The sequence below is a fragment of the Sporosarcina sp. G11-34 genome, assembly GCF_026931025.1.
In genome coordinates this window covers 135,904-152,470 of record NZ_JAHNZW010000005.1, presented here as the reverse complement: position 1 = coordinate 152,470, position 16,567 = coordinate 135,904, and the positions used below count along the sequence as shown (strand labels likewise).

Sequence of the window (16,567 nt, the reverse complement as noted above, 5' to 3'; positions counted from 1 at the left end):
TATAAAATGATGCGTCATGAATATCCAAGGCCACAATTAAAAAGAAATGACTGGTTAAATTTAAATGGAGAATGGCAGTTTGACTTTGATGACCAAAATCAAGGAACAAAACTAGGCTGGCATAAAAATCCATCACAACTGACTAGAAAAATTAATGTCCCTTTTGCATACCAAACCCAATTAAGTGGAATAGACGATCCGTCATTCCATGACTGGGTATGGTATAGCCGAAACTTTACAGTACCATCCAATTGGGAAAGCAAAAGAATTATTCTTCATTTCGGTGCAGTAGATTACCGTGCATGGGTATATGTAAATGGAGACTTAGTAGGTTTTCATGAAGGCGGAGGTGTTTCATTCTCATTCGATGTAACAGATTATCTTAATTGGACCAATGAAACTGTTACTGTAAAAGTTGAAGATCCGTCAACAGATGAAACAATTCCAAGAGGAAAACAATTCTGGCAGGAAAAATCTGAATCGATTTGGTATACACGAACAACGGGAATTTGGCAGACAGTATGGTTGGAATCAGTAAATTCTACTCATCTTTCTAATATTAAATTTACTCCCAATATTGATCTCGGAGAAATTCAAATTGAATTTGAGGTAGAAGGTGATTATGCAGGAAAGCAATTTGAGATTGAAATTACATTTCAGAATGAAATAATTGCAAATGATATTATTTTTCTGTACGAAAAATATAATAAGCGATCGATTGACCTTTTTAATAATAAAATATTCCGTACCGGTTATCATCATGATGGTTGGTGTTGGACACCTGAAAATCCTAACTTATTTAATTGCAAAATAAACTTGAAAAAAGATAGTTTACTAATCGATGAGGTCCATTCATATTTTGGCATGAGAAAAGTTCATACTGAAAATGGTATGTTTTATCTCAATAACAAGCCCTATTATCAAAAGCTCGTTTTGGATCAGGGATATTGGCCAGAAGGTTTGCTTACAGCTCCATCGGATCAAGCATTTAAGCTAGATATAGAACTTTCGAAAGAAATGGGCTTCAATGGTTGTCGAAAGCACCAAAAAATAGAGGATCCACGCTTTCTTTATTGGGCTGATCATTTAGGGTTTTTAGTGTGGGGGGAGTGTGCATCGGCTATTTCGTACAGTGAAAAGGCAGCTGCTCGCCTTACAGGTGAATGGATAGAAGTTATTGAGAGAGACTATAACCATCCTTCGATAGTAGCCTGGGTACCACTCAATGAAAGTTGGGGAATTCCAAACGTCAGAAGTAATAAACAACAGCAAAATCACTCTCTAGCAATGTATCACTTAGTAAAATCACTTGACACAACTCGCTTAGTTATATCAAACGATGGTTGGGAGCTTACAAAGACGGATATATGTGCTGTCCATAACTATAACCATGGAAGTAATAAGGAAGTTGGAAAGCAGGAGCTATTTAAGCAATCATTATTTTCAAGTAAAGATATACTTCAATCCCAGCCAGCTAAACGGAAAATATATGCTAACGGCTTCGAATATACAGGAGAACCAATTATGCTTACAGAATTTGGTGGAATTGGTTATAAGTTCGGTGAGGATGCGGGTTGGGGTTACACATCAGTCGGAGGGCCTGAGGAGTTTTTATTGGATTATAAGCGAATTATGAAGCACGTATATTCCTCTAAGATTCTTCACGGTTATTGCTATACCCAGTTAACTGACGTTGAGCAAGAAATTAATGGACTCCTAACTTATGATAGAAAACCAAAGTGTGATTTGAAAGAAATCAAAAAAATCAACTGCCAATGGCATTCAGATACTATTTTGGAAGCGGTGAACATCGAATGATCACCGGCAGCAGGTCGATAGGGACGATAAAGACAAGTGATATTCATATGAGAGATCCATTTGTTTTCTCCTATGTAAAAGAAAACAAATATTACCTATTTGGCACTACATTTGCAGATGGAATAGGTGATCAGGAGCCGGTCTTTGAGGTATATGTTGGGGAAGACCTAGTAAACTGGGAAGGTCCTTATGTCGCTTTTCAACCGCCGAAAGGTTTTTGGGGTGTCAGACATTACTGGGCACCAGAAGTATTTGAAATTGATGAAAGGTTTTATATGTTTGCTACTTTTAAGGGTGGAATCGGGGAACACCGAGGCTCAGGAATATTAGTAGCGGATCATCCAGCCGGCCCATATACGCCACACAGCAATGGGCCGATAACTCCGAAAGAGTGGGAATGCCTAGATGGGACTTTCTATGAAGACGATGAAGGTCTTCGTTGGATGATTTACTGCCATGAGTGGACGCAGGAATATGAAGGAAAAATCAAAGCAATCCGCCTAACGGATGATATGAAAGAGTCATTAGGAGAATCAACCGAAATATTAAATGCTGCGCACATGAAATGGATCCGTTATTTTGGAGACCCTCGAATTAAAAAAGAAGGTTACTTAACTGATGCTCCATTTATGTATAGGGCAAAGAATGGTGAATTGCTCTTACTATGGTCAAGCTACTCAATCCCCAATTATGGAGATAAAGGTTATGGCGGATATACAGTGGCAATAGCTCGCTCTCGCTCTGGAAATATACATGGGCCTTGGATCCATGAAGATTTGTTGTTAATGGACCGTAACTCTGGTCATTCAAGTTTATTTAGAGGTTTAGGTGATCGGTTGTATATATCTACTCACTTTCCAGATACTCCCCATGGAAAAGAACGACCTTTATTTATTAAGTTACTAGAAGTTGAAAACGGGCTAAAATTAGATGAATAGCTTATGAAATAAAGCTATGGCCCGAAGAATAGCCACCTAACTAGGGACTATTTCGTGTTCATTGTCAAATTGTGTGGGTGAAGAATTTCGACTTACAATTATCCAATCTTTTATTTGCTATAGGACTGTCCAGAAAGTCAGTATAACTGATTTTAGGGGCAGTCGTTTTTTATATAGGTATCCAAATATCCAGTACCATTCTATTTTAGTGCCTCACTAATTCCTAATAAAATGAAGGTGAAAACTATCTTTTCAAAGAGACGGCCGCATTATTGAAAGGAACAAATAATGCCGACAATATAAAGCTAATCTTCATAGTGGCACCAATCGAACTGTGCTTCGACCTGGCAAGAACGGTTGAAGTACCCGAAGGTAAACATTTATTGAAGGTGCAAATAGCAGTTGACGGCGTCACTGTGGGGATAATGGAAAACGCCGACTCAGTCACTTGGGAAACGAAAAATTTCGGTATTAAACAACACATAACAACTAAAATCATCGAGATGGAAAAACCATATACTTTCACGGATATGATGATAGAAGGAGCCCTTCACTCATTTAGTCATACGCATGAGTTCATTGAAAGTGATGGCGGCACAATGATGACGGATACTTTTACGTATAGCAGTCCTTTTGGCGTATTGGATAAAGTAGCTGATCGATTGTTTTTGGAAAGGTATATGAGAAGCTTTATTTCAAATCATGCGAAGAAAATTAATTTTGAGGTACCTGTGCATGACACTACTCTGACTATTCCGTACTTATTAGATCTTTCACTCAAAACCTTGATTTGTCACAATCAGCCGTGCACAGGTACCTTTTCCTATGTTGCACTAACAATAAAATAACAAGAAAAAACTCAATCAAAAAATCGATTGAGTTTTTCGTATTAGAAGAATTGTCTATCCTTATAAAAGGTTTTGTTAAAAGTAGTACATAAACTCCTGTGCGTACTTCGTCAATTTCACGAATGTTGATTCTAAAATGATGAAATATAATATATACGATGCGAGTGTGTAGGCACCTAGATAGATGAGCCCAATATGGACCCGGTCAATTTTAGGCTCAGTATCTGTTGCAGTTTGATACAGAACCACGAGTGGTAAAATAAGTACCACCATACTTAAAGTAAGGGAGAAGGTGACAGTTGCTACGGTATAGGAACCAAGTAAAATCAGTAACCAAGTTGCAACAGACATAAGAATTGCAGGTATTAGAACCGTTCCGTACATTTGAGTAACCCACTTGAAAGTAATTGGGCGAATAAACAAGTTAATGAGTCCGAATAAAATAAAGATAATTGTTCCTGTGATTATGGCTGCAAATAGCGCTGCCCTTGTAAAGATGGTCATGAAATAATTCGAAGGTAACACTTCATCGAAATCCAAATCTTGTAGAATAATAAATTGAATGAAGACGTCTATTGCAGCATAGGCAATCATTCCAATCATTCCAATAAAAATTAGCCAAGAGACAACACCGTTTAAGGTATTTCCAGATGTGTTTGTAAATATAGCAGATGGATTTTTAAGGTGTTTCTTAAAGTACGCAAAATATTGTGTAGAAGAATCTTTTACTTTATCAAATTTAGGATTTGTTTCTTCTTGCGTACGGGAAACTTCCGCAATAGGTATCTCATTATGCTGCTTTTCCGAAGGTGTGTCATCAGTGTTTACAGCAAGTACATTACCGCATTTCCCACAAAAGTTTCCGCTTTCTTGTACATTTCCACAGTTATTACAAGTCAAGTCGATTATTCTCCTTTTAGTATCAGTATTTTTTTGTATCCTTAATATTGATCTTTGATATCTCGTATTGTTCCGGCGAAACTTCTATAAATACATATTCTTTTGTTCTTTCGTAGCGGGTAGTATCTCCGTATTCATTTTCAAAATCAAACACTTCAAACACATTAAGATGAATCGAGTCATCGATTACTTCTCCGCTCTTTACTTCGTTTGTAATAAAGTTATACGAATAATACGTATCATCAATGCCCTTAATAAAGTCTTTCATTTCTTCATATGCCGTTCCAGAACCGTATAAGTAATATTCAATAGAGGAGAAACTTTTATAGTTTAGCGCATCTTCATATACATTTCTGAAGTCATCATACACATAGGAAGCCGCGCGTACTTTTTCTTGATTTATTTCTGCTTGTTGTGCTGAAACTTCTATTTTTTCCGCTTCAGCAACGGCTTTCTTTTCTGCATCTTCTTCGGCTTTTGCAAGAAGTGGAAATTTGAACGATAGTGTTTTACCAATAGCATCTACGATTTCCTCGGACTTTTCAGATTTACCATCCTCTAACTTTCTGACAGCGTGGAAAGTAGCGCCGTTTTCAAAAATAGGGCTAATTTGGGCAATATCTTTAACTAAGCTCTTTGTAGATACGTCGTTAATGAATAAGGTAGCGTCTGCCGGAGCATCTGCAAAGGACACGGAGTACTCAGATGCCGGTAAGTTTATTTCAACAGGCTTTGCGAAAGCTGGTTTATCAATTAATACTTTTCCAGTAGATTCGAAGTAAGGATTTTTTCCGCTAAGTACAATTTCATAGTCGGTAGGTACTACTTTGTTAATCGTAACTGGTTTACCATCCAACTTAAATTCTGTGCCGGCAATTACAAGTGTTGAATCAAGAATCTCGGTATTTACAAGAATTGAATAGGTGATAGGCTCAATAATTATATTTGAATAGAAAAATAGTAACTTTTCTCTATTCATTCGAAATAATTCAATTCCATCTTGGTCCACGATAATTGCAGTAAGCCCGCTTTCTTTTACGGTGTCCATAGAACTTGATAAGTCATCTATTAATGCCTTGAAGTCACTTTTTTTCAAGCTTTTTACAAAGCTAGTCTTATCGTATATCGTCTCATCAGAGATAGAAAGCTCTTTGGAAAGGGCCTCTCCATTCTCATCGACAATGGCATTATGTATCGCCTGTAGCTGCTTTGTAGAATCGGTTAGATACATTAAAACAAAGTGGCCGCCAATGGCAATGACCGCAAGTATGGTAATGAGTGAAATCAAAACCTTCTTTTTTCTTGAAAAAGGTTCTTTCTTTACAACCATTTTTGTTCTACTCGGCACATTCCCGGATGGTTGTGGACTCGGATCAGCAGCAATAATCGCCGTACCACAATGCAGGCAAAATCCCTCACCTGCTTGTAAAGTTGTCCCGCAACTTTTACAAAATTTCTGATTCATATTAATCCCCCTCGTATATTAGTAGGTTGGAAAGTAACTAACTAGGTATTTCGCAATTAGTATCGTGTATATAGGACTACTGAAAATGCAATCTACAATTGCAGGAATCTTGATTTTTACTACTTAGGTTATGAACCAGCATTAAGGAGTCTATGCGAAAAATAATTAGGATAATACACTAGAATTTTAGTAATAATAGAATAAGGACGAGGACTAAGGGAAGAGGCTGTATACGACTTATTAGATATTGATTACCGTTCAAACAGACAGTGTTGTTTTATAAAGACAGCCCCGTGGAGAATAGCCCTCCTAAATTAAGGACAGAATAAAGTAGAGCTTACTATCGAATTCATTGAGAGGGAATAAATAATGCCAACCTTACAACACGTAATCTTATAGCAGCCCTGATTGAACTGTGTTTCGACCTCGCAAGAACGGTTGAAGTACATGCCGGAAAACAATTGTTGACCGTACAAAGAGCGGTTGGCGGCGTCACGGTGGGAATGATGGAAAGTAGGGGCGCAGTCACTTGGAAACGAAACATTTTTGTATTTTCGGTCAAATGACAGATCGATTGTTTTTGGAGAAATATATGAGGATTTTTATCTCTGAACAAGCGAAGAATGTAAAGTGGTACGCTGAAATTACAGAAACCAATAACGTTAAGTAGATAGTTTACAAATGAAAAAACGTTGTTTTCAGGGTGTTTGTGGGTTTTGCACGCTAATTTGACAAGGCAATAATGTTGAAAAAATCTTAGGTCCACAAAATTGTTATATAAAAATAGTATTAAATTTATAATATGCACGTTGAGATTACAAAAACTATTGTTATGATGTTTTATAGAATTAACAATACGTCATTCTGGGAATACATGAAGTGAAAAAATAATAAATTTATAATTACAGAAAAGGCTATAAACGTTGTTAAATAAACATTTATAGCCTTTCTTTGTTTTTCGAGAATACGTATGAAAATAATTAAAGGTGAGGGAACCTATTTATTATGCCTTAAATTTCAAGGCCCCTAAGGTAGCTAAATTATAAAATTTGACACGAGTTTATTCTTAGGCTAGACACTAGTTGTATCTATCTTTCAACAATACTGGGTAGTGATCAGTGCCAGAAATGCAACTATGATCACCTTAAGTATCAGACAATAGGAAACGTTCACATATCATCCATTGCTCTTTTAGGCCCTTATGATACGCTTATTAGTGATAATAGCCCCACCAAATAAGAAATGTATGGGCTAGAAGGTTAATAGAGCGAATACCTGCGTTCACGCTTATTGAAATTATTTACAGAGTTTATAGTTATGTTAAAGGTTGACGTATATAAAAAGGGATTTTGCTTCTATTAAACCTTACAAACTGTTAGGAGGAAAAGAGAATGAAGAATAAGTTTCCACTATTAATGGTATTAACTGCGATGTTTTTGACTATCTTCCTTATTGCAACGCCAGTATCTGCAAAGATTGCGGATGGTACATATAAGGTGAATTACGAGATGAAAGAGGCTGGTAACGGGAATACTTCCATTGCGGATGGTTACTTCTCTAAGCCTGCAACTTTAATCGTTGAAAATGGCGTGCAATATATCCAATTAACCTTAACTAGTGCAGATATGATAAAGTCGCTTGGTACACCAGCTGGCACTGCATCAATTATTAGTGAGAATAAAGCAAATAAAACAAGAACAGTAAAGTTTAAAGTAAACGGTGACTTATCACAACCTTTAAATATGGACATGCACATTGTCGTTCCAGACTTATATGATATGAAACATACTGCGCGTGCTGTTTTCGATGTAAGCGGATTAAAACAAGCTGCTGCACCCGTAAAACAGAAATCAGCGGACAGTGGATCAGAAAAAAACAGCAATGCAAAGGAATCAGTAGAAAGTGGAACAGAAAACGACGCTGACGCGAAAGAAGTAGTTGAAAATCCAAAAACGGGTGATGACTCACCCATTGCTCTATATGCGCTATTACTGATTGGCTCAGCAATTGCTTTATTTGCAATTAGGAAACTCAAGCCTGCACGTAACTAACTTAATTAAAGGGAGAGAAAATGATGCGAAAAAAATGGATTTTGCCAATAGTAATGGCGCTATTTACACTGCCATTCTTTAGTGGCGCAGTGTTTGCGGAAGAAAAAGTCGTATATGTAGATGGAGAATATCCGATAACTGCCAAAGCTATTAATGCTGATACGGGTGGGAAATCAGGTGCAGCGGGATTTCTAGAAGAGGATGCTACATTAAATATTGTAGATGGTAAAGCTACACTGACTATCACCGTACTACATAATGAAATGGCAGAAATCTCTGGATTACAAATTGAAGGTGTTCAACCTGAAGTGAAAAAAGGTGAAGCTGAAAAATACCTGACATTTAAATTAGCAACCCTTAAAAAAGAGTTAAATGCTCAAGTACAATATGTAGTTCCGATGGCGGGAATTGATCATGATGTCCCTTTAAAATTTGTTTTAGAAGGAATAGATAAAATACCAGTCGTTGTAGAAGAACCGATAAAGCCAGAGGAAAAACCAACAGAGCCAACAAAACCTGAAGAGAAGCCGGCAGAACCAACCAAGCCGACAAAACCTGAAGGAAAACCAACAGATCCAAAAGATCCTGAAGAAACGCCAACAAAGCCGGAAAAGCCCTCAGTACCTAAAGCAATTGATTTAACAGATGGTTTCTACACTATAAAAGGTAGCTTTCTACACCTTGAAGAAGAAAAAGCCTCTTCAATGGCAAGATATTTAGGAAGCTCAATGTTTTTAGAAGTTGTAAACGGAAAAGTAGAATTAACAGTAACTGTAAGTGAAGATGAAACTGTAACGCTACTTAAAGTTGATGGTAAAAATGCAGTCAAGAGTAAAGTCGATGGTAAAAAACGTTACGACACATACGAATTAGATAGTTTAGCAACAGTTCTTAACGGTTATGCGGAGTATCAAGCACCTATGGGCAATGGAAAGATTCATTATGGTAAAGCAGATTTCAGAATTTCATTAGCTGACGAAAGTATTGTAAAAACTGAAGCTTCAGCAAAACCAGGCTATGAAAAAGAAGCCGAAGTTGAAGTTCCAGCGAAACCAGAAAAACCTGCACAGCCAGAAAAGCCTTCAAAACCTGAACAACCAATTGTGACCGATGGTGACAAAGACAAAGGCAAGGACAAAAATAAAAATTCAGCACAAACGCCTGATAAAGCATACAAAATTAATTATGTTTCTGAATCTGGTTCAGTAAATCGTCAATTTAATAACCCAGCCGTTTTACTGTATAAAGATGGCGAAAAGTATATTCAAATGACCGGTACTGGTGGACAGTATATAGAATCATTAACGATTAATGGAACCGAAGTAACTTGGGGCAAGAAAAATGCTGATGGAACATTTACTTTCGAGTTTAAAGTAGAAGGTTCCCTGTCAGATGTATTAAAATTTGGAATGAGAATTAATACAGGCTTTAATATTATGCAACATGATGATATTGGCCTGTCATTTGATGAAAGCACTCAAAAAGCTGCTAACATTAAAGATTACACACTTCTAACAGTAATTAATGATCCTAAAGAAGAAGGCAAAGTTCCACCAAAACCAGAAAAACCTTCAAAAGGTGAAGAATTAGTTAACAAAGAAAAACCTGCAGATAAAGGCAAAAACAAACCAAAAACACCTGCAAAGAAAGATCAATTAGTGCCAGACAAAGCATATAAAATTGGTTTTGTCATTAAGCATGAGACAGAAGATAAACCTTCTGCGGCGGATTCGTTCTTTAAAGGACCAGCTATTTTATTATATAAAAATGGCGAAAAATATATTCAAGTAACTGTAACGAATAGCCAATTTATTGATTCTCTTACAACAAAACACGGTGATATGGTTCTAGTAAAAGATAATGGAGATGGCTCCATGGTTGTTCAGTTTAAAGTGGATGGTAAAATATCAGACGTGATTGATTTAAATATGATAATTACAGTTCCAGGGGTTTATGAAGGTGCAAAACATATTGCACGTCTATTCCTAGACGAAAGCTCGATGAAAGAAATCGATGCAAGCGATTATCTTTTGGCAGCTTCAAGCAATGGAAATGGTCCAAGTGCTGAAGGTGAACCTGATAAAGATATTCCGTTACCAGGCGCTAAGGAAAACCCACCAAAAACAAATAATAATGATACTAATAACAACAAAAACACTAAAAACGATCCAACAATAGAAAAACCAAAGTTTGGTTCTAATGGAACGAATAAATCAATAATCGAAACAGTAATTGCTGGCAAAGAAAAGAACCCACAAACAGGAGATACGACAAACATTCTTCTCTACGTCCTCCTATTAATTGGTTCAGCAATACCATTAGCAGTAATGGCTAAAAGACGTTTCGCTAAAGTTGCATAATCATATTCATTTATAATGGATAAGGTTAGATGCAACAGTTAATTGGAGTGAAAGGCTTTGTCTCCTATGGAGTTAACGGGGAAGGCACTGAAAAACTCCCTTTCTATATCGATACCTAGTTGATTGTAGTGAAGAGCGGCGACTCCAGCGGAATCAGCGAGACAGCCAAGACCCAGCAGGCGCGTAGCGACGATGCGGCTTGGCGCTCGCCCGCGGAAAGCGTCAGGGAAAGATCGAACTTTAACTTTCCGCACTGTCCGCTCGGAACGGAAATCGACGGAAGTGATGGAATCTGGACTTCTTCAGTGGCTTCAATATCCGCCTGGAACGCAAATCCGTAATATTCGAGCTTCAAGGCTAAAAACTCTATTATGAAGTAGATTCGTTTAGAAATAAATTCATAATTAAAGAGAGTCTTACTGTTTATGACAAGCAGTAAGACTCTAAGTTTTATATAAGGTTTATTCAAAAAGCAGATTTACAACGATTCGAAAAGAGGTGTACCAATCATGAAAAATAAATTAAGTTATATACTCATTATGATCCTTCTCATCGTCCTAGCAGGTTGTGGCACAGATGGAAAATCGACTGAAGTTGACAGTCAATCCTCACAAGATGATCCTCAAACAAGTACAGAAGAAGTAGATGTAACTGAAAAAGCAAACAAACTCGAAACCGATGGCCAAATCATTTCAACAACCGTAGCATTAACAGAAATTATGGATGAATTGGAATTAGATCTCGTTGGTATTCCAACATCGTATAAAGATTTACCAGAACGATATAAAGATTTACCAGAAGTCGGATTAGCAATGGATCCAGATATGGAATTGATATTATCTTTAAAGCCAACAGATGTATTGACAGTTACGACATTAACATCATATGTCGAAGAAACATTCAAGCAAACAGATACGCCAGCAACATACATTGACTTAGAAAGTGTTGAAGGCATGTATGAAGGCATCCAATATCTCGGTGAGAAATATAACCGTATGGAACAGGCAGAAGAAATGGTAAACGCTTTTGAAGAAAAAGTGACTGAGATTGAAGCGAAAATAGAAGGAAAAGAATCTCCAAAAGTGCTTATTTTACTAGGTGTTCCAGGAAGTTACCTCGTTGCGACAGAAGAATCCTATGTAGGTGATCTTGTTAGACGTGCTGGTGGCGTAAATACGATGGAACAAAAAGGTGTGGAATATGTTGCTGCAAATACAGAAAACTTGCAGCAATCCAACCCAGATATTATATTGCGCATGGCGCATGGGATGCCAGAGGAAGTCGTAGACATGTTTAACAAGGAATTTAAACAGAATGATATATGGAGTCATTTTAAAGCAGTACAAAATGACCGAGTTTATGATTTAGAAGAAACACTTTTTGGTTCAACTGCGAATTTAGCTGCTGCTCAAGCATTGGAAGAGTTAATTGTGATGCTTTATCCAGAATTAGCCGAATGATTGGTTACGAAAGAGGTTTTCATCATGTATAAAAAGCTGCTTAGTTTTATCGTCGTGATTGCTTTGCTTATTATCGTAACCATCTATTCGATGATAACGGGAAGTATTGCGATTACGGCGGGAGAATTGCTGAAGGGTCTCTTTACAGGAACGAATGAACATGTAGAAATTATTAAAGATTTACGTTTGCCACGGATTGTAATTGCCCTTTTTGCCGGTGCAGCTTTGTCGGTGTCTGGTGTTCTCTTACAAGCGGTCATGCGGAATCCATTGGCTGAACCAGGAATTATCGGTGTCTCATCCGGCGCGGGCTTCATGTCCATTATTATGATTACATTTTTCCCTACCTTATTTTTCTACATACCCTTATTTTCATTTATCGGCGGAGCGGTTGCCTTTTTATTTGTTTATCTATTCGCCTGGAAATCTGGACTCGATCCACTCCGAATGATTTTAATAGGTGTTGCCATCAATGCGTTGTTTACGGGACTAAGCGAATTAATTAAAGCTCAAAACGCGGGTAGTATGATGTCGGGGATTTCTGTCACGTCATCAACACTTGCGATGAAAACATGGGGCGACGTACAAGTGATTGTCCTTTACGGTTCCATTGGACTTATACTCAGCATGCTCGTTTATGCATGGTGTAACCATTTGGGATTGAGGGATAAAACTTTGAAAAATCTTGGTTTTCGTGTAAACCGAGCCCGATTCGTTATTTCTATCATTGCTGTGTTGCTTGCATCCATTGCCACTGCAGTAGCCGGTATGTTTACTTTTGTTGGGCTACTTGTCCCACATATTGGGCGAACGCTCGTCGGAAATGATCATAAACTTCTAATCCCATTTTCCGCTATTACCGGGGCGCTACTGATCTTAACAGCAGATACATTGGGAAGAACGCTATTCTCACCAATTGAAATTCCAGCATCTATTATCATGGCGGTTATTGGTGGACCGTTCCTAATCTTCTTGCTTAGAAAGAGTGATCGTATTTATGGAAATTAAGCATATATCATTTGCATATCAAGATAAAGTTAGACGGCTGGACAATGTAGAGGCTGAAATTACTAAAGGTCAAATCACCACAATTATTGGTCCGAATGGTTCTGGTAAGTCGACATTGCTTGGGGTGCTAACAAATAATTATCAGCCACAGGAAGGGCAAGTTATCATTGATGGGAAAGCAATCAACAAATATAAGCCGAAAGAACTTGCTAAAAAACTAGGTGTTGTCCATCAGCAAAACTCAGCGCCATCAGACATGACCGTAGAAAAACTTGTGTATTATGGGCGCCTCCCTCATAAAAATACGTTCTCTCCTCAGTCGGAAAAGGACGAACAGATGGTGAACTGGGCGATTGAATGTACAGGGTTGTCTGAAAAACGTCATGACGCGATTGATACATTATCTGGTGGCCAGCAGCAGCGTGTTTGGATAGCAATGGCCCTTGCGCAGGATACGCCATTTTTATTTTTGGATGAGCCGACTTCTAACCTAGATATTTATTATCAATATGAGATACTTGAGTTAGTGAAGCAACTATGTGAAGCGCATGGCTTGACGATTGTGATGGTTTTACACGACATCAATCAGGCCATTCAATATAGCCATAACCTAATTGCCATGAAACAAGGAAAAGTGGTTGTAAAGGGCAATCCAAAACTGGTTGTTACGAAACAGTTGATGCGAGAAGTTTACAATGTAAATGTTGCCATAAAAAATGATGATGATGTCGGGATGTATATTGTTCCTTTAGGAATTTAACAGATTTGAGGGCTGTTTGTATGAGCGATAAAACAAAGAAATACTTATATAGAGTGATCATGGTTATATGTTTAGGCGTGTTTATTTTTGCGTCATATGGACTTATTACAACGGCGATAGATTACAATAAAAACCGCAAAGTGATAAACAGTATCCAGGAAACATTTTACGGTGTGGATGAAGGAGAAACTAGCGACGAGTCCAATTCCATTCGTGCAGGATTTGATCTATTACAAAAAGAAAATGATGAACTTGTCGCCTGGATTACAATGGCGGGTACACAAATTGACTACCCCATCCTAAAAGCAGACAACAATGTTGATTATTTAAAACGAGACTTTTATAAAGAAACTAACATTGCCGGCAGTATTTTCATGGATTATCGGAATGATGTTGGATCCCTAGGTAAGAATACAATTGTCTATGGCCATAGGATGAAAGATGGATCCATGTTCGAGCAATTAACAAAATATCAGGATCAGGAATTTCTCGAAAACAATCAAACGTTTGAATTTGATACGTTGTACGACAGTTATGAAGCAGAGATATTCGCTGTATACATTACAAAGACTGAATTTGATTATATACAAACTGATTTTGAAAATGATATAGAATACGAACAGCTGCTTACAAGGATTCAAGAAGAATCGATGTTTGAAACAGATGTGGAAGTAAATGCGGATGACCACATTCTTACGTTATCAACATGTGATTATCAACTTGATCCTAATGACGGAAGGTTGGTCATTCAGGCAAAATTAGTGAAGAAAGAGTAACAGTGGCCAGGTGATTATAGTGACAGTATTGGTCTACGAAGAACAGCTAAATCATATAAAACGAACTCCGTGTGAACCGAAGGGCAATGTTCTTTCTATTTATTATATAAACAAACTTAAACAGCCACTCTAGGTAAAGAGTGGCTGTTTTTAACGTTCAAGTTAGAATAATTCTTTTCTCAACTTAACGAGCATTCGCTCACGGCGCTTTTTTATACCGGCTACAGAAATGCCCGCATTTGCAGCGCATTCGGCTTGTGTTAGACCTTCGACAAAAAGCCAGTAGATAAGGCTTCGTTCAGATTCGGTTAACGTTTCAAATGTAATGTGAACTCGGTCCGACCACTTTTCGGATACGGGAGCTTCGAAGTCATTTAGCAATTCGAGCACATGATCTTCTGTTTGCATGACATTTTCCTCGAATCTGATTTCGCCTTTTAGCCTATCAAGCATAGCGCCCCGAATACTTCGAGATGCATGAAACTCATAGGAAAAGTATTTGGTTGAAAAAGAAGAATTTGGCGCAAAAACAACCTATTATTGATCCGAAGTACATAGATAGTAGGGCACCCGTTAGATAATATCGATTAGAAACGCGAACTTAAATTTAAGGTACCTGTACACTACAATATTCAGTCAATACAATGAAATTACGCAAAGTAATATGGAGGAAGTCGACTATGTAATAAATTGTGGGCTTCTTTTTTGCGTGCATTCAAATTATGGATTCTAGAGTGCTAGCTATTACGTATACATATGATTAGGAATTCTAGAACCGGGTATAGGTTAGGTAGAGAATGAGGGATTATGGGATTGTAGGTATCTAAGCACGCCAGTATTCGGTTAATAGTAGATTGCAGTTTCACTCGAAACCGAAGATGAGATATAATATGGGAAAAAGGCGGTTATCGGGTCCTTACTTGGAATTATTGTGGTATTCTTACGTGAGTATTTGTATACCGAGTTGATAATGGGATAAGATAAAGAAAAGCTACTGGAAATATCAATCATGGGTTATGTTAGAAAGACTATCGGAAAAATTTAATATTTGCAGACAGAATTATCTATAATAGGCAGTGTATTAAAGAAATTCGTACACGATATGGATCACTACTAATACTACTGGGAGTGAACGTGTGTTTAATTTCATTTGCTTTATTTTTTTTGAACAACTTTAATAAAGGTGAGGGATTACGATGCTAGATATGCATGCACACATTTTACCGGCTGTAGACGATGGACCAAAAACATTAGAAGAATCTATACAACTTATTGAGATAGCGATAGCAGAAGGCATAACAGACATGATTGCGACGCCGCATGCATACAGCCCTCATTATGATGTGTCGAAAGAGCAAGTTCTAGAAAAACTTATGGCTTTACAAAGAGAAGTGGAAAAAAGAGGCTTATCAATTAACTTACATGCAGGCCAAGAAATACGCATTCAAGACTTTGTACCTGAGAAACTTGAAAGCGGAGAAGCGCTCACGCTAGCGGGTTCTAAATACATGTTGCTCGAGCTTCCATCATCTGGGATCCCGGCTTATACAGTGCCAGTTATTCAAGCGATTTTAAGTATGGGTATCGTGCCGATCATTGCGCATCCCGAACGGAACCGCGCGATTGCAGAAAAACCGAGCCGTCTCTCACGCCTAGTTAACCACGGGGCACTAGCACAAGTGACAGCGGGAAGTCTTGCGGGGCATTTTGGAAAAGGCGTTCAAAGTCTGTCAATGCACCTTATAGAAGCAAATCTAATACATAGCTATGGGTCAGATGTCCACAACTCAAAAACACGCCCAGCTCTCTTTGAAAAAGGTCTAGATTATTTAGATAAACGAAAACTACATAATACAGTGGATATTTTACTCGAAAATAATGCACGAATTTTAACAAATGAAAACTTCTTACTGCTAGAACCAAGAGAGATAGCACCAAAGAAATGGTGGCAAGTGATAGGGTGAGCCTGTTAAATTGAGGAACCCTTCATTAAGGAAGCGATTCAGTGTATCGATTTGAATTAACTGGGTTGAACGCGACTACTTCTGTGAAAACTATTATTCAATATTGGGTATTAGAATAGATTCTAACGAAATGCTATATCTAGATTAATAGTTACATTCCAAAGCGTCCAAATCCGGGCGCTTTTTTGGATTTTCAACTAACGGTTGCCTTATATACAG

At 37.7% G+C, this 16,567-nt stretch carries 15 protein-coding genes; 11 read left to right on the top strand and 4 right to left on the bottom strand.

Annotated features, from left to right (window positions below; translation table 11 throughout):
- The first annotated feature begins 6 nt into the window (after positions 1-6).
- From KSU66_RS08790 to KSU66_RS08780, 3 genes are all read left to right on the top strand, one after another.
- Positions 7-1,818 carry a glycoside hydrolase family 2 protein gene (locus KSU66_RS08790; protein ID WP_269051066.1) on the top strand — a complete coding sequence of 604 codons (1,812 nt, stop codon included), beginning with the start codon at positions 7-9 and terminating at the stop codon, positions 1,816-1,818.
- Positions 1,776-2,756: a glycoside hydrolase family 43 protein gene (locus tag KSU66_RS08785; protein WP_269051065.1), complete on the top strand. Its 981-nt coding sequence runs from the start codon at positions 1,776-1,778 to the stop codon at positions 2,754-2,756. Before KSU66_RS08790 ends, KSU66_RS08785 begins: the two co-directional genes overlap by 43 nt.
- 272 nt (positions 2,757-3,028) lie before the next feature.
- Complete coding sequence (locus KSU66_RS08780) at positions 3,029-3,604, top strand: SRPBCC family protein (protein WP_329958792.1); 576 nt, start codon at positions 3,029-3,031, stop codon at positions 3,602-3,604.
- 75 nt (positions 3,605-3,679) lie between these two features.
- Here KSU66_RS08780 and KSU66_RS08775 read toward each other — a convergent pair whose 3' ends face one another.
- Positions 3,680-4,504, bottom strand: a complete 825-nt coding sequence (locus KSU66_RS08775; RefSeq protein WP_269051064.1) for a hypothetical protein — start codon at positions 4,502-4,504, stop codon at positions 3,680-3,682.
- A 22-nt stretch (positions 4,505-4,526) separates the two neighbouring features.
- Complete coding sequence (locus KSU66_RS08770; protein ID WP_269051063.1) at positions 4,527-5,969, bottom strand: TcaA NTF2-like domain-containing protein; 1,443 nt, start codon at positions 5,967-5,969, stop codon at positions 4,527-4,529.
- 529 nt (positions 5,970-6,498) lie between these two features.
- Between KSU66_RS08770 and KSU66_RS08765 the strand changes: the two genes are divergently transcribed.
- The 3 genes from KSU66_RS08765 (at position 6,499) to KSU66_RS08755 (ending at position 10,380) form a co-directional block, all read left to right on the top strand.
- Entirely contained in the window at positions 6,499-6,639 is a 141-nt protein-coding gene (locus KSU66_RS08765) for a hypothetical protein (protein ID WP_269051062.1), read from the top strand.
- Between the two features lie 721 nt (positions 6,640-7,360).
- Positions 7,361-8,020, top strand: coding sequence for an NEAT domain-containing protein (locus KSU66_RS08760; protein ID WP_269051061.1), 660 nt, complete (start codon positions 7,361-7,363; stop codon positions 8,018-8,020).
- A gap of 23 nt (positions 8,021-8,043) precedes the next feature.
- On the top strand, positions 8,044-10,380 hold the full coding sequence (locus KSU66_RS08755; protein ID WP_269051060.1) for an NEAT domain-containing protein: 2,337 nt from the start codon (positions 8,044-8,046) through the stop codon (positions 10,378-10,380).
- 115 nt (positions 10,381-10,495) lie between these two features.
- On the opposite strand, the gene KSU66_RS08750 is transcribed toward KSU66_RS08755, so the two are convergent.
- Entirely contained in the window at positions 10,496-10,849 is a 354-nt protein-coding gene (locus KSU66_RS08750; RefSeq protein WP_269051059.1) for a hypothetical protein, read from the bottom strand.
- A 40-nt stretch (positions 10,850-10,889) separates the two neighbouring features.
- Here KSU66_RS08750 and isdE point away from each other — a divergent pair, with 40 nt between their 5' ends.
- From isdE to srtB, 4 genes are read left to right on the top strand one after another with little or no spacing between them, the layout of a single operon-like run.
- On the top strand, positions 10,890-11,840 hold the full coding sequence (gene isdE, locus KSU66_RS08745; RefSeq protein ID WP_269051058.1) for a heme ABC transporter substrate-binding protein IsdE: 951 nt from the start codon (positions 10,890-10,892) through the stop codon (positions 11,838-11,840).
- Between the two features lie 24 nt (positions 11,841-11,864).
- Positions 11,865-12,848, top strand: a complete 984-nt coding sequence (locus KSU66_RS08740) for a FecCD family ABC transporter permease (RefSeq protein ID WP_269051057.1) — start codon at positions 11,865-11,867, stop codon at positions 12,846-12,848.
- Positions 12,838-13,608 (top strand): ABC transporter ATP-binding protein, encoded by a 771-nt coding sequence (locus KSU66_RS08735; RefSeq protein WP_269051222.1) that lies wholly within the window; start codon positions 12,838-12,840, stop codon positions 13,606-13,608. The genes KSU66_RS08740 and KSU66_RS08735 overlap by 11 nt, the downstream gene beginning before the upstream one ends.
- A gap of 20 nt (positions 13,609-13,628) precedes the next feature.
- Positions 13,629-14,384 (top strand): class B sortase, encoded by a 756-nt coding sequence (gene srtB, locus KSU66_RS08730; RefSeq protein ID WP_269051056.1) that lies wholly within the window; start codon positions 13,629-13,631, stop codon positions 14,382-14,384.
- A 162-nt stretch (positions 14,385-14,546) separates the two neighbouring features.
- Here the strand turns inward: srtB and KSU66_RS08725 are convergent, their stop codons facing one another.
- Positions 14,547-14,837 (bottom strand): RNA polymerase sigma factor, encoded by a 291-nt coding sequence (locus KSU66_RS08725; RefSeq protein WP_269051055.1) that lies wholly within the window; start codon positions 14,835-14,837, stop codon positions 14,547-14,549.
- Positions 14,838-15,580: 743 nt separating this feature from the next.
- Between KSU66_RS08725 and KSU66_RS08720 the strand changes: the two genes are divergently transcribed.
- Entirely contained in the window at positions 15,581-16,348 is a 768-nt protein-coding gene (locus tag KSU66_RS08720) for a tyrosine-protein phosphatase (protein ID WP_269051054.1), read from the top strand.
- The last annotated feature ends 219 nt before the right edge of the window (positions 16,349-16,567 follow it).

Bases quoted from the DNA above. Each gene is read 5' to 3' on its own strand.
- KSU66_RS08755 (WP_269051060.1), top strand. From the start codon at position 8,044: ATGCGAAAAAAATGGATTTTGCCAATAGTAATGGCGCTATTTACACTG.
- KSU66_RS08760 (WP_269051061.1), top strand. From the start codon at position 7,361: ATGAAGAATAAGTTTCCACTATTAATGGTATTAACTGCGATGTTTTTG.
- KSU66_RS08725 (WP_269051055.1), bottom strand. From the start codon at position 14,837: ATGCTTGATAGGCTAAAAGGCGAAATCAGATTCGAGGAAAATGTCATG.
- srtB (WP_269051056.1), top strand. From the start codon at position 13,629: ATGAGCGATAAAACAAAGAAATACTTATATAGAGTGATCATGGTTATA.
- KSU66_RS08740 (WP_269051057.1), top strand. From the start codon at position 11,865: ATGTATAAAAAGCTGCTTAGTTTTATCGTCGTGATTGCTTTGCTTATT.
- KSU66_RS08785 (WP_269051065.1), top strand. From the start codon at position 1,776: ATGGCATTCAGATACTATTTTGGAAGCGGTGAACATCGAATGATCACC.
- KSU66_RS08790 (WP_269051066.1), top strand. From the start codon at position 7: ATGATGCGTCATGAATATCCAAGGCCACAATTAAAAAGAAATGACTGG.
- isdE (WP_269051058.1), top strand. From the start codon at position 10,890: ATGAAAAATAAATTAAGTTATATACTCATTATGATCCTTCTCATCGTC.
- KSU66_RS08720 (WP_269051054.1), top strand. From the start codon at position 15,581: ATGCTAGATATGCATGCACACATTTTACCGGCTGTAGACGATGGACCA.
- KSU66_RS08735 (WP_269051222.1), top strand. From the start codon at position 12,838: ATGGAAATTAAGCATATATCATTTGCATATCAAGATAAAGTTAGACGG.
- KSU66_RS08770 (WP_269051063.1), bottom strand. From the start codon at position 5,969: ATGAATCAGAAATTTTGTAAAAGTTGCGGGACAACTTTACAAGCAGGT.